The sequence below is a fragment of the Bradyrhizobium sp. WYCCWR15520 genome, from assembly GCF_056174665.1.
This window is the reverse complement of the sequence record NZ_JBWBWM010000086.1, coordinates 1-12,711: the sequence shown is the minus strand read 5'-3', so window position 1 is coordinate 12,711 and position 12,711 is coordinate 1. Positions and strand designations below refer to the sequence as shown.

Genomic DNA, 12,711 nt, shown 5'->3' with positions numbered 1-12,711 from the left:
GCTGAAAAGGCGTTCCGCATGCTCATCTTCGCCGCGCATCCCGATCCTCAGTCGAAAGGAATCAACCACATGCACAGAATCACACTCCGATCGCCTCGCAAAACGACTTTTTCAGCAGCCTGCTAGTGCTTCTGTTGGACATCAGGGCATTTATGGAGAAATGAAGTGCGAAATGATAATCGTAGTCCCGATCGCGGGATAGGTACTGGTCTGCTTGCGGGTATGGGTGCAGCGGCTTTGGTAGCTGCCTTCGTTATATTTATATGGGCTCCGTGGAACAGCTCCCGCCTCGCCGATAAATCCGCTCCAGGCACTACGGTTGGCTCCTCAACGAGCCGACCCGCGACTCCCACTACTGCACCTTCTCCTGCGGCTCCAGCTAATCCATCGCGCTGAGGCTGGTAAGGGTTCGCCTATCGGGAGAAAATGAATTCTCAGGCAGGGCCTGCGCGTCCTTCGCCGCCTGCCCGAGCTGGGACAGCATCCACTCGCAGAAATAGCCGCGTTCGGGCTTGTCCTCGCCTTCCTGCACAAGCGGGACGCTCGTCCGGCTATGGGGAACGCCGTTGCTATCGAAAACGACCAGGTTCGCCAGCGCGTCGTGAAAAACATGGGTGACGATCGCGGCGAGCGGCTTTCGCCCGTCAATGTGCGTAAAGCCGTAGTCGCCGGTAAGGCGGGAAGGCGTGAACCACACAACGCGGGCCGACAGTCGGAAGAATCTTAGTCATGGAAGCATCCCGTTTGATGAAAGTTTCGGATGCTTCGGACCTACAGCGGCGCCGGAAATGATTTGGAACGATTGCTCCGCGCACGCTGATTATGGGGACGTCCCTCCCCAGGGGGACAACACTCACAAACTCAAACGGTCTCGGACGACGACCAGCGACCCGGGACCGCTGGCGGCTCTGGCGCGAGTCTAGTCCCCCGCTGCCAGGGCCGTTTTTCAGTGTGGGCAATTTATTATTCGCCGCGGTCAGCCATGCGGCTTTACTGCACTCCAAGCTCCTTGATTGCCAGGGCCGAAATATCGGCAGGATCACGCACGCCAGTTTGCCCGATCTCGATTATCTTCTTGGCGATCATCTCGGCTATCGGGTCGTTCCGGTCAGCGAGGACGCTGCGCTGCAATGCGTTCAGCGGCGCGCAAGGCGTGGCCAGCGGTGGAAGCACAGTCCGCCATCTGCTTGAGATGCAGCGGCGGATTAGCAGGAGCCTGTCATCACTGCGCAAGCGCCATGGCGCTTGTCGCGGGCCGCGCTTTGCGCAGACCCGCTAGCGTACGGTTGCGTCGGAAAGGGTCTTTTTTCGATTCAGGGCATCGATGCGCCTCGCTTCGGCGACGTCGGAAATTGCACCCTTTAGATCGCCCATGCGGTGCAAGACAATCCCGCGATCAACATAGCAATCCGAACAAGCAGGATCCTTCTGGATCGCTAAATCGAAATTGGCCAGCGCAATGTATAGATCCCCATTGTGATATGCCGATACGGCCCGTTCTCGATAATAATTGACGTCTTTGGGCCCCGACTCGCGGGCCGGGGTGACATCTCTTGCAGCAGGAGCACTGCCGATCGTTACCGCAGGTGAAATGCTGACCAGCCTGGCCGGCTCTTTGAGGTCCTGCGAGTTCACGTCGAGCTTGATGCCGGCTGCGGCATCTCTAGGCTTGTCGACTACGTTCGTTCGCTCCTGTGAGGATAGCTCGGTCGATCTGACGGCAGCCGTCTGCGCTGGCTCGCGCCTGGGCGCCCCGTTATTTTCAGTTGGCAACAACGGCATCGGCCCACAACTAGCTGTGGCGACACCAAATTCTCTCTATGCGCTATTGAACCTCTGACCCGCGCGTTGGGAAACTCAGTACACATTGTAACTTAACAAGCGAGGAAACGGACAATGTCGTGACTTACGCGCTTTGCCACGATCCGCCGCCGCTCGACCTCCGCCGGCCGCGGTATCGTTCGCGCTCCGGCTCCGGCCCTTCATGCTCCGGTTGATCGTAATGGATGCACATCAGGCCGAAGGCCTCCGCGCCGTTCGAACTCCAAGCGTGGTTCGGCCCGAGCCAGATATTCCGGTCGATTCTCCTTCCTCCCAAGCTTCGTCCCGGTCTTTCCGGCGAGTCGAAGGCGCGTATCCTATCGCCAATCATGCGAACGTGGTCCTCCATCAACGCCTTGACGCTCGCCCCTGCTTGGGCGGGATTGCTCGACATGCTCGAAACTCCGGTTGAAGGACCCGGCGCAGGGATTGCGGCCGGCTTGTCAGGGATCAGGGATACAGGCGCGAGCTTGATTGCGTATCGAACCGCGCTCTCGATTTCGCCATCGGATGCCGCAGTATCGACCGATGCCGAATAGCCGGCGCCCCATCGAACCGTTATCCGGCCGGCTTCAAGCGCCATCGACAGATTTTCAATCCCGGGCACATCGGCCAAACGCATTTTCAAATCGGCAATCGACATCGGGCGGCCTCGCTGCGTCAAAATCGTTCATGCTCGTTGAGCAAGCGCCCGATTTGTCTAATGCTCAAAGAGGCCGAGCGCCGCTTTCGTAAACTTCTGTGCATATCTTCGGACGGCAGGAAGCCGGTCGCCCCCTTGCAGACGACCGACGACGCTTTGCAACCAATCCCGCCGCTCAGTGTTTCCAAACCTCATGCTTCTCACGGGCAAGTCGCCTGTTGAGATGGGTTAGGGCCGCTTACTGGCGTTCGCGGTCGCGCTCACGTCGTGATGCATCAAGGAAGTATTCAAATGAAGATTGCGATCGTATGTGCCACAGCGTTGTTATTGTCCGGCGCGAGCGTCTATGCGCAGGGAAATCCGTCAGGCCGTGGCTCGGTTACTGGAGATCCGGCTGCCAGCTCCGCGAATCCAAATGCAGAACCGGCGCCTAGAGGCAGGTCCACTACTAATCCCAGCGGCAGTGGCACCTCTACCTCGGGAGGCCGGGACGATAATGCAGACCAAGGCCGAGACACGATGCCAGAACCCGCCAAGCAACCTACGCCGCAAGCCCAGCAAAAGGGATTGCCGAAGTAGTTTATCCGGGCTGAAAGGCACGGTTTCAGATCATCACCCCTTGCGCACTTTCAGGCGCGGTCGCGCGGCGCGCCCAGGTATCGACCGGACGGTCAGCAGACCACGGGCCAGGGACTGGCGCCCCCAAATAAAACTCGAGTCGCTCACCTCCGGAGAGCTGCGGCAAGAAAATTTATTCCCCGGCGCATGTTTCGAGAGCCGCACTCAGGACTAAGTCTCAACTTTCACAAGGCCCGCAACGTCCGCAACCTTGCCGTAGCAACAAGATCCGAGGCCGCGTACTTACGATGGCATGTTCAACTCATGCGATTGTTAGGCCCATGCTATGAGCCACGAACGAACGAACCGGTTCGACAAACTTCTACAAGTTCCGGGCACCAGAATGCCTTCTTCGCTATCGAGGCTGCCGCGGATCGTCGTCTTCAGTCGAAGTCAGAGTATATCAGACATAGCGTAATTGACCGGCTTCGGGCGGATGGCACTTGACGGCAGGAGCCGCCTTATGTCCCGCTCACAGGCCAACCAACCATAAACAAGCAGGCTGAACCATGGCAGCTGAAAATACAGCGCAACAACAGCGCGGGAGGCCCTTCGAGAAGGGGTTATCCGGCAACCCGAATGGACGCCCGAAGGGCTCGCGCAATGCCACAACGCTGGCGCTGGAAGCCCTTCTGGATGGGCAGGCGAATGCACTGACCCAGAAGGCAGTCGACTTGGCGCTGGGCGGCGACATGGCGGCGCTTCGCCTTTGCCTCGATAGGATCTTGCCGCCTCGCAAGGATCGACCTGTGAGTTTCACCTTGCCGACGATCAATAGCCCCCAGGATGCCGCGGCTATCGTCTCGTCAGTGCTCGCGGCTGTAGCTGCCGGCGAGATCACACCGGCGGACGCCGCTGAGGTCGGCAAGCTAATCGATAGCTACGTGAAGGCATATGAGACCGCCGAACTTGCCGAGCGACTGGAGCGGCTGGAAAGGATAAGCAGTCAATGACAAGCATCGCTGGGCGGATTGCAAGGCTCGAACAATATCGCCGACCGCGCTCTTCCTATGTGCTGCATCTCAGCAAGCCGCCGACGCTTGAAGAATTGACCGGGATAGAGGGGGCCAAGTCCGAAGGGCGCCGCTTTGCCCTCCTTCCGCGCACCAGCGACAGCGTGGAAGAATGGCTAGCGAATTATGCTCCTCGGGAGACCCTGCAATGATTGCTCGCAACGTCGAATCCCGGATTGTTAAGCTGGAAGCCCGCAGTGCTCGGCCAGATGAAATGCTAGTGGTGTGGCGCAAGCCGGACGGGGACGTTGCCGCAGCGTTGGAGGGCGTGACATTCGCCCAAGGCGATAAGGTGATCTGCGCGGAATGGTTTGATCACGGTCCCCCTCCGGCGCCGCGCTGGTACGGCGATCAGCTGAGAAGGGCTATGACACCTGCAGAGTATGAGCAGATCCACCGTACCATCGATCGCGTCGCCGGTAACCACCAAGCCAAGCGAGATCCTGGCTTCGCGCCGTTCCCCAGTATCACCGAGGAGCGCATGAAGAGGATGACGGATAACGAATTGACCCATGCCATTCTCGGGGTCCGGACATGAAATCACTGGTTCGGCGCATTTCACTGTTGGAGCACCAACCTGGCAAGCCGCTCGTTTACTGATGTGCGGGCTCGAAACGCGAATAGAACGATTGGAAGCCGCTGCGCGTCGGAGACCTCGACCGGGAATTTCTGCAGAACGTCGGAAGGCTTTGACGGATCGCGCCGTGCTTCACGGGGATCCGGACGCGCTCCAGGAGACTTCCTTATATCGGCCAGACAAGATCACTGCCAGCAAGGAGCAGCGCGCCGCAGCCGTTGCCGCCGGTCTGAGGGCTGACATATGAACCGAATGCGGCGCAGAACCAGGCGGAGTCTCATGACCAACGACGAACTGATCGAAGCGTTAGATCCTTCCGGACTCACGGATGCAGATTGGGCCGAGATCAACAAGCTGCGCCGAGCCCGCGAAACTGGTCACGATGGGGTGAGCCATCCCGTGAATCCCCAGGGGCACGTGAACATATTCACAGCCCATTTCGCTCGTCCGGACAGATGCGCCAGTGCAGCTTTTGCACCGTAACCGTATCTAGCTAAAAGCCGCCGCTGGGTCCAAAGTTGAGCTGCCCACTCCGTTCCTCAGTTGTTTCATCAAGGCGCTTCCTGACCCAGCGCGGGCCATACGTGCGTTTTGATAGCTGGCCGCTATACAACACCTAGCCTTCACGCAAACGACTCTCAGCGAGTCCGCTAAAGCGCTTGAGAAGCATCTTCTTCGGCGGCGATAGTTTCGTATGTAAAAATCGCGTCACGCAGCGCGAGCCAGGCATGGCAGACGGCCATAACCGCAGTCGCTCGTCGGAGCGAGAGCTTGCCTTCAGCTGCCAGGGCTTGGCATTCGCTGAGGCATGCCTTGCAGTCTTCGAGAGAGATCATAATCAATCCTCCAGCCTGCGTTGAAGTCGGATCGCGAGGCTCTGAAGCCTGTCATGTGGTTTCCTATGGTGATGAATAGGGAACGCGCTACGCAACCTGCACGCCAAATCGACAAAGTGATTCTACCACAACGGGCCAGAAATCGGTCACGACAGGGTGAGCTATCCCATCAATCCCCAGGGCATGTGAACGTATTCACAGCCGCTTGCACGCTTCCGGCACAGGATGCCGGGCGCGGAGGGACACGCAATGCCCCAACAAAGTGAGAAGCGCATACCCACGTGGCTCACGATCGACCTGCTGGTGATCGTCGTATCCCTGGTGATAATCGGGATCGGGATCTGGATTGCACCGTGGTGACGAACCTTAACCGCCCCATCCTGACTCAGCGCGAGTCACCAGTGCGTTTTACTGGCTGGCGGCTAACACACCTAGCCCGAACGCAAACGCTCATCGGTGAGCCTTTCTGAGTCATTGAGAGCCACGTCACTCTCTCGTGAACGAAGTCGCGCTACATGAAGCAATCCTGAAACAATCCAGGCTCAGCCTTCTTCGTGCAACACGAGGGGACACCCAAATTGAACCGGCTCGCGCGCGCCAGCTTCTGTCATCGCGAGGATCACGATCGGATCACGGCTCGTAGCTGATTGTCCGACCCCCGGGGGGGTGGACCGAGGGATGCCCATGACCAGGCAAACCTACACGGTTAAGGCGCGAAATTGCGAGTACCGCGCCGCGAAGCCGACGCTCGAATCCGCCTTAGCCATTGCGCGCGAAAAGGTCTGGCCAATCGCGCCCGACGAAAGGGTGCAGGTCTATCGCGGCAAGGAACTTGTCGGCGAGATCACGAGCGATGTCAGAGAAGGTGGCACCTCCAGAAGGGCGGCCTAGAAAAAAATCGCGCAGGTGAGCCGAACGCCCCATTACGCGTCACAAAAGATGGCATAGCGCTTGCTACTTGTTCCCTGCCGGAATTTCAGTGTCCGACCTCGGGAATGCCAACGCCGCACCAGCAATCATTGCCGCTGGGCGGCGTTTCCGTTTGGAACGCGGCTTGCCTCGTCACGTTGAACCGCGTCGGTCGCCGACCTCACCCGAGGAGCAAGCGACAGGCTGTGGCCGTTCGGTGGATAGCCCACCGGCGGCCCCAAGCGGTCATTCAGCCTCGATCAGCTTGGCCTGGTCAGCACGCAATGCATTCTCGATCGTCTCCAGCACAGGCCCCAGCTCGGCGCCGTTCGCGTTGTGCTTGATGAATTGGAACATGACCGGCCGGGCGTAACTTGAATCAGGTCGGCCGCACCAGCATTTCACCAAGCGGTCGGCAGGGGTCGCCGCTGGATAGCCCCCTCCGGCGGCCCCACTCACTCCGCCTCGATCATCTTGGCCTGGTCGGCCCGCAACGCATCCTCGATGGTCTGCAACACCGGTCCAAGCTCGGCGCCGTTGGCGTTCTGCTTGATGAGATCAATCACCCTGCGGAGGATCTGCCACTCATCGGCATCGAGGTTGCCCGGCGTTCGCTGTTCAACGCTGATGAAGACGTCGCGAGGCAATAGCCCGAAGGCGATCTGCGCCAGCTTGCCTGGATCAGTGACAGCCAGGCGTTGCAACACGCTCACCCCGTGCTCCTCCCAGACCACCGCGAGATCGGCCAGGAGGCGCGAGTTCATACCGCATGATTCGAGGTTCCCGTTTGGTCGCTTGAATCACGGCCAAACAGATGCCTTCAACCGGCAAAATCGGACAACCGGAGCTTCCGAGATTACCCCGTAACCGGACATCCGGCAGACGTGCCAAAATCGACGCGAATGACCCACAGCAGACAAGTGGTCCGCGACCGCAATCCTGAAATTCGTTTCGGTGCGATAGTTGGAAGTGCAGTTTCTCCAAGGCCCGGGCCACATGCCGCGACCGACATTCGTCGAGTAGCATCGCCCTAGCAGCGTGGCCGCTTGTAGTACGCGGTCAGCAGCCAGATCAATTCGGCGGGGATTATCTGACAGGCCGTTCCAAGTCACCACGTGTCAATCAGATTTCGCCGGGCTGGTTTGAAACCAAGCGGATGTGCGTAGCACCACCCGTTTTGGCGGCCAGATAATCCTGCGCGGCAGCGATCAGGCCCTGCACCGCCCGGTCATTGTACGCCGGGTGCCTGGAATTCAGGTGCAAGTCCGTTTCCACTACCATGACGTCGGCCGTGCCTGCCGGCGTGATTTCGATGGCAAACGAGACGAAAGATACATGCTGGCACTTGAACGCCATTTTCCTGTCCTCTCTTGCTATGGAGTAGGCGCCGACCGATTAGTGAGTCAGTCTGAACTCCACGACATAGACCGCGGGTAGCAACAGCGACGACGAGCGGAAGCGGTCGACAATGGTGAGGCGAGTTCGACTAGAGGCCATCTTCACCCTACTTCACCACCACGACAGACGCAGGCGCAAGGGCGATCAGGGGCAACGCCAGATCCGAGCGTAGCCAAACGCGCATCGTATTGGGCATCCAGCCCTCGATACCCTTCGGAGGCTGCGCGCCAACCAAGATTACATTGCAAGCATTCTCAGCCGCACAGCGCAGTATCGTCGTAACCGGATCGCCTATTTCAGCCTTCGACAAGCAAGGAATACCAGCTTTCTCAAGTCGACTGCTGACACTGTTCAAGATCGGAAGGGCCAGTTCGTTGATTAGCCGATCATCGATCTCATCCTTCTTGAAGTTCTGGTAACCGCGCAGCCGTGCATCGAGCCGTTTAGTTTGCACGTTGAGGACCACAGCCTCCGTAGCGGCTCGACCTTCGCCGAACGCGGTGATGAAATCCACAATGCGGTTCGTTGACTCGGTACCGTCAACGACCGCGAGAAGACGCAAGCGCTTTGCTGCGTGCGCGCGAGCAACACACCGGGAATGTACTCCGTGGCCAAGCTCTGTCATCGCTCTTATCCTCCAAACTCACGGCAGCAGCTGGAAGGCTGCGGCGGCGACGAGGGTTGGAATGAGCGCGGCGACGGCGAGGCCAGCCGCGCTTATTGTGCCGTCTTCAAAGCTGCCTTTGAGAATCGCGTAGCCCGCCGGGTTCGGCGCGTTGGCGATAACGGTCAGGCCACCTCCCGTCACTGCTCCTGCAACGAGGGAGTATTTGAACTCATCAGAAACGCCATCGACCAAAGAGCCGAGATAAGTCAGGGCAGCGTTGTCAGTGATCGCCGTAAGCAGTGTTGCACCCGTGAACAGGGCTGTTGGTCCCAAGTCGCTTAAAAGCGGCTCCAGCCACCACTTCTGCTGGCCGCCAATCACAACGAGTCCCGCGAGAAAGAATGCGACCAAGAGGCCTTCGCGAAGAATGAGCGGTGACTGAAAGCGCTTGTAGGCTTCGGCAAAGCCCAGGAAGAACATGAACAACGCCAAGAAGACGATCGGATGATGATTAAAGGCGACCACTGCCGCCAAGAATGCCAAGTGCACTCCAGCAATCCAGGCAGGAACATCCAGCACCGCGAGCGAGGCCGACTCCTTCGGAAGGGCGCGCAGGAAATGGTGGAACATAATGGTGACGCCAGCAGCGTTGATGACGACCGCAAGCGCAGCCTTCCATCCGAACGTCTGCAGCATGAATGGAAGATCGAAGTTCCAGCGTTCGGCCACCATCAGGACCGGCGGCGCAGCGTATGGCGTCAATGTTCCGCCTATCGAGACGTTCACGAACAGGACACCGATAGTCGCGTACTTGAATTTGCTTGGTGCCTTCCCGTCGAAATAACGTTCCTTCAGAAGCAAGGCGGTCAGCGTCATTGCCGCTGGCTCGGTAATGAACGAACCCAGCAATGGCCCAATTGAAAGGAGTGTAAAGTAATACGCCGAAGGCGCTGACACCGGGATGAGCAATGATACAAATCGGAGCAGCATGGCTGCCGCATCGATCACCGGCCGGCTCGCAGCAATGACCATGATGACAAAAACAAACGCCGGCTCGGCGAAGTTGCGGCTTTCCAAGTAGGCAAGCGCACCACTGGTGCCGAGCTTTATCGCCATAAAGGCGATGAGAACTGCCGCCCAGAAACCGAACACGACTTCAACTTCAGCGAGCAGATGCCAGATCCCGGCGTGATGAGGTTGTACGTGGGCCAGCCGTTCTATGGAACGTGTCGAAAAGGTGTGAAGCACCGCAAGCGCAAAGATTGCGGCGGCAGCCACAGCGACCCCATCAGGCGCGATGTTCGGCACGGTTCGCTTCCCCACTTTACATCTGGGGTAAGACTGTCCGGCGCTACGTCGGCGAGCAATTCAGAGCAAACCCTCTCGGTACTCCCCGAGGGGGTCCTTCCTAGAGTACAACTACGGATGCCGGGACCTTTACCAGAAGGAGTATGAGGAGATGCAGCTACCGCGGCTGGAGGAAGTCGGCTCCGGGACGCAACTGGTGCATCGAATGTCGCGCTCACACCTTGCGGTCGGCCTTGCCTATCTCGCCAGCTACGTGGTGCTGGACAAGCTAAGCTATATTCATCCGTTTGCGGTATTTGGCATTACACCCTGGAACCCGCAGACTGGATTGAGCTTCGCGCTAATTCTGTTGTTTGGCCGTCAATATCTGCCGTGGCTCTTCGCTGCGCAATTGGTCGCAGACCTGATCGTGCGCCGTCTGCCACTTCCTCCCACCGCCGAGTTTCTCGTCGTGCTCATTACCGGGCTCGGTTACGGCACGGCCGCTCTGTTGCTGACATCGCCCCGCATCAAGTTCGATCTCACCCTGTCGTCCCGTAGTGCCATGCTGTGGCTCATAGGTGTTGCCGTAGCCAGTATCGCGCTCGTTTCGGTTAGCTATGTCCTAGTACTCCTGCTGCATGGCGTTGTTGCGGAGGCCGATCTGGGCCAAGTCTTCGTTCGTGCGTTCGTCGGCGACCTGATCGGCGTGATGGTGTTCACTCCTTTTCTATTGATTGCGTTTACTCGCAGGAAGGTTTCAGCGCTTTCCTGGGAAATGGGCGCGCTCATGTTGATTACCCTCGCCGCCCTGTGGGGCATTTTGAGCCTGAATCAACCATTTCGCTTTCAGCTCTTCTACATATTGTTTCTGCCAATTGTCTGGATCGCAGTGCGATTCGATCTTCCAGGCGCCACCGCAGGGCTAGTCATCACTCAGATCGGCCTTATCGCGTCGATCGAGCTGACGGACCAAAGTACTGGCGACGTTGTCGCTTACCAGGCACTGATGGTGATTTTGGCTATGACCGGCCTCGCTGTCGGAGTCCTCGTCACCGAGCAACGGCGGACACAAAATCAGCTTCGCTTGCACCAGGATGCGCTTCACCGCGCATCGCGCGTTGCAACGATGGGGGAGTTCGCGGCCACCGTCGCTCACGAGATTAACCAGCCGCTGACCGCCGTCGGCAACTATGCGCGACTCGCCAAGCTTGCGGTCGAACGTAGCCCGCCTGACCTGGAAGCAGCAGCAAAAGCTAGTGGGGAGGCAGTTGCTCAGGTCGAACGCGCGGGTGAGGTCGTCAACCGTCTGAGGGACTTCATCAGCATTGGACGGATCGAAACACAATCGGCGGCCGTTAGCACGCTTATCGATGAAGCATTGTCAATCTTCCGGCCCGAATTGGATCGCCGCGGTATCGTTTATGCGACGCAGCTTGAGCGGGATCTTCCTCCGGTGCTGGCTGACGCATTACAGGTCGAGCAGGTGATCCTGAACCTCGTTCGTAACGCGGCGGAGGCCCTGACGAATGCCGGCCGCAATGACGGCAGGATTGTCATTGAAGCTGCGATACGGTCCAAGCAAATGATTACTATTATGGTGATCGACAATGGCCCGGGGCTAGACCCCGATCTTGCGATGCAGCCGATCACGGCGTTTGCGACGACGAAACGCGACGGTTTGGGATTGGGGCTATCGCTTTCGCGTTCGATCATCGAAGCGCACGGTGGACAGTTGCACATTGAAGGTACATCGAGCGGCGTCTGCGCGTCTTTTACGCTACCGATTGATCAAGACCGGAGCGCCAGCTCATGACGATCGCACTGATCGAGGACGATGAGGCGATCTTGCGCTCCCTGAGTATGCTGCTGGAAAGTCGCGGCATCCCTGTGAACCCTTATGCCTCGGCTGAGAGCTTTTTGGCAGCGAGCGCCGCGCTGTCGCCGCAGTGCGTCGTTTCCGATATCCGGATGCCGGGAATGTCTGGCATGGAGCTGCAGCAGGAACTAAAGAAACGCGGCTCCGCCGTACCGGTCATTCTGATCACAGGCCACGGCGATGTCGCGATGGCCGTGCAGGCGATCAAGCAGGGCGCTTTTGATTTCATAGAGAAGCCGTTTAACGACGAACGGCTGATTGAAAGCATTTCACAGGCAATCGAAAGCGGCCATCGCCGGCGCGTTGAGCAGAGCGAGCGAGCGCTGCTCAAAGCTCGCGTCGCCGAACTTTCGCCGCGTCAAATCGAAGTTATGCGACTGGTGGCCGATGGATTTTCGAACAAGGAAATTGCGCACGAGCTCAATCTTAGTCCCCGCACTGTCGAAAATTATCGGGCGTGGATGATGGAAAAAATGGCCGCAAAGAACCTTGCTGATCTTGTTCGCAAGGTGATTGCCCTGGGAGTTGAGGAATAACGTTTGACGATCGGGCAAACCTGCCAGGGTTCCATACACACATACGCGAAATCTGGCCATTGGTGGGGCGCTGACCTTCCATAACGTCCGATCGACAAATTTCTGCTTCTGGCCGATTGTGTGCAAAACTCGATTTTCGCCGATGACCAAAATTCTGCGGGCCGTGGGCGCGACTTTCGTGTACAAGATGTGAGGGACCTCACGCACGCAAAATTCACAGGCGACTTCGGTAACGCGATTGAGGTCATACGAATCAGCGATCGCTCGCTGTTTAGTGTTTTCGCGAAAAAGCTTGAGCCCTGCAACTTTCGACTTTTGCAACAGTATCGGCCCTCAGCCGGACTGCCTTTGAGCGGCGGCAAAGGCCGCTCTCAGAGGAAAACCGGACCTGACGAGATGAGCGGCCGGACCGCCGCTTGTGACCCGGAGCGGACATCTCTCACTTTCACCGCGTTTCCCGCGGCTACACAAAAAAGCCCGTAGTGCGCTCAACCAGCCAGTAGGCCGCTACGATGCCTATGGCGTAGGCGACGGCCACATCCAGCCGGTCAAGGGCTGGCTGTATCCGCACTGGCTGCAATAATTGT

General features: G+C 58.4%; 16 protein-coding genes. 7 read left to right on the top strand and 9 right to left on the bottom strand.

Features of this window, described 5'->3' with window-relative positions:
* Nucleotides 1-379: 379 nt before the first annotated feature.
* From AC0QUY_RS41105 to AC0QUY_RS41090, 4 genes are all read right to left on the bottom strand, one after another.
* Complete coding sequence (locus AC0QUY_RS41105) at nucleotides 380-697, bottom strand: hypothetical protein (RefSeq protein WP_475391600.1); 318 nt, start codon at nucleotides 695-697, stop codon at nucleotides 380-382.
* A gap of 293 nt (nucleotides 698-990) precedes the next feature.
* Nucleotides 991-1,173, bottom strand: coding sequence for a hypothetical protein (locus tag AC0QUY_RS41100; protein WP_475391599.1), 183 nt, complete (start codon nucleotides 1,171-1,173; stop codon nucleotides 991-993).
* Nucleotides 1,174-1,275: 102 nt separating this feature from the next.
* Nucleotides 1,276-1,782, bottom strand: coding sequence for a tetratricopeptide repeat protein (locus AC0QUY_RS41095; protein ID WP_475391598.1), 507 nt, complete (start codon nucleotides 1,780-1,782; stop codon nucleotides 1,276-1,278).
* A 124-nt stretch (nucleotides 1,783-1,906) separates the two neighbouring features.
* Nucleotides 1,907-2,464, bottom strand: coding sequence for a hypothetical protein (locus tag AC0QUY_RS41090; RefSeq protein ID WP_475391597.1), 558 nt, complete (start codon nucleotides 2,462-2,464; stop codon nucleotides 1,907-1,909).
* A 1,127-nt stretch (nucleotides 2,465-3,591) separates the two neighbouring features.
* Between AC0QUY_RS41090 and AC0QUY_RS41085 the strand changes: the two genes are divergently transcribed.
* From AC0QUY_RS41085 to AC0QUY_RS41070, 4 genes are all read left to right on the top strand, one after another.
* Nucleotides 3,592-4,035: a DUF5681 domain-containing protein gene (locus AC0QUY_RS41085; protein ID WP_475391596.1), complete on the top strand. Its 444-nt coding sequence runs from the start codon at nucleotides 3,592-3,594 to the stop codon at nucleotides 4,033-4,035.
* On the top strand, nucleotides 4,032-4,247 hold the full coding sequence (locus AC0QUY_RS41080; protein WP_475391595.1) for a hypothetical protein: 216 nt from the start codon (nucleotides 4,032-4,034) through the stop codon (nucleotides 4,245-4,247). The genes AC0QUY_RS41085 and AC0QUY_RS41080 overlap by 4 nt, the downstream gene beginning before the upstream one ends.
* Complete coding sequence (locus tag AC0QUY_RS41075) at nucleotides 4,244-4,633, top strand: hypothetical protein (RefSeq protein ID WP_475391594.1); 390 nt, start codon at nucleotides 4,244-4,246, stop codon at nucleotides 4,631-4,633. The genes AC0QUY_RS41080 and AC0QUY_RS41075 overlap by 4 nt, the downstream gene beginning before the upstream one ends.
* A gap of 318 nt (nucleotides 4,634-4,951) precedes the next feature.
* Nucleotides 4,952-5,155 (top strand): hypothetical protein, encoded by a 204-nt coding sequence (locus AC0QUY_RS41070; protein WP_475391593.1) that lies wholly within the window; start codon nucleotides 4,952-4,954, stop codon nucleotides 5,153-5,155.
* A gap of 167 nt (nucleotides 5,156-5,322) precedes the next feature.
* Here AC0QUY_RS41070 and AC0QUY_RS41065 read toward each other — a convergent pair whose 3' ends face one another.
* Nucleotides 5,323-5,508: a hypothetical protein gene (locus AC0QUY_RS41065; protein WP_475391592.1), complete on the bottom strand. Its 186-nt coding sequence runs from the start codon at nucleotides 5,506-5,508 to the stop codon at nucleotides 5,323-5,325.
* Nucleotides 5,509-6,192: 684 nt separating this feature from the next.
* Here AC0QUY_RS41065 and AC0QUY_RS41060 point away from each other — a divergent pair.
* Nucleotides 6,193-6,399 (top strand): hypothetical protein, encoded by a 207-nt coding sequence (locus tag AC0QUY_RS41060; RefSeq protein ID WP_475391591.1) that lies wholly within the window; start codon nucleotides 6,193-6,195, stop codon nucleotides 6,397-6,399.
* Nucleotides 6,400-6,872: 473 nt separating this feature from the next.
* Here AC0QUY_RS41060 and AC0QUY_RS41055 read toward each other — a convergent pair whose 3' ends face one another.
* The 4 genes from AC0QUY_RS41055 to AC0QUY_RS41040 all read right to left on the bottom strand — a co-directional run bounded on the left by AC0QUY_RS41055 (nucleotide 6,873) and on the right by AC0QUY_RS41040 (nucleotide 9,730).
* Entirely contained in the window at nucleotides 6,873-7,181 is a 309-nt protein-coding gene (locus AC0QUY_RS41055) for a hypothetical protein (RefSeq protein WP_475391589.1), read from the bottom strand.
* A gap of 358 nt (nucleotides 7,182-7,539) precedes the next feature.
* Nucleotides 7,540-7,773 (bottom strand): hypothetical protein, encoded by a 234-nt coding sequence (locus AC0QUY_RS41050; RefSeq protein WP_475391587.1) that lies wholly within the window; start codon nucleotides 7,771-7,773, stop codon nucleotides 7,540-7,542.
* Between the two features lie 148 nt (nucleotides 7,774-7,921).
* A complete protein-coding gene (locus AC0QUY_RS41045) occupies nucleotides 7,922-8,329 on the bottom strand; it encodes a hypothetical protein (protein WP_475391585.1) in 408 nt (135 codons plus the stop codon).
* Nucleotides 8,330-8,458: 129 nt separating this feature from the next.
* Nucleotides 8,459-9,730 carry a putative Na+/H+ antiporter gene (locus tag AC0QUY_RS41040; RefSeq protein ID WP_475391583.1) on the bottom strand — a complete coding sequence of 424 codons (1,272 nt, stop codon included), beginning with the start codon at nucleotides 9,728-9,730 and terminating at the stop codon, nucleotides 8,459-8,461.
* Between the two features lie 151 nt (nucleotides 9,731-9,881).
* Here AC0QUY_RS41040 and AC0QUY_RS41035 point away from each other — a divergent pair, with 151 nt between their 5' ends.
* Nucleotides 9,882-11,525 carry an MASE1 domain-containing protein gene (locus AC0QUY_RS41035; protein WP_475391582.1) on the top strand — a complete coding sequence of 548 codons (1,644 nt, stop codon included), beginning with the start codon at nucleotides 9,882-9,884 and terminating at the stop codon, nucleotides 11,523-11,525.
* A complete protein-coding gene (locus AC0QUY_RS41030; RefSeq protein WP_475391581.1) occupies nucleotides 11,522-12,124 on the top strand; it encodes a response regulator transcription factor in 603 nt (200 codons plus the stop codon). Before AC0QUY_RS41035 ends, AC0QUY_RS41030 begins: the two co-directional genes overlap by 4 nt.
* The last annotated feature ends 587 nt before the right edge of the window (nucleotides 12,125-12,711 follow it).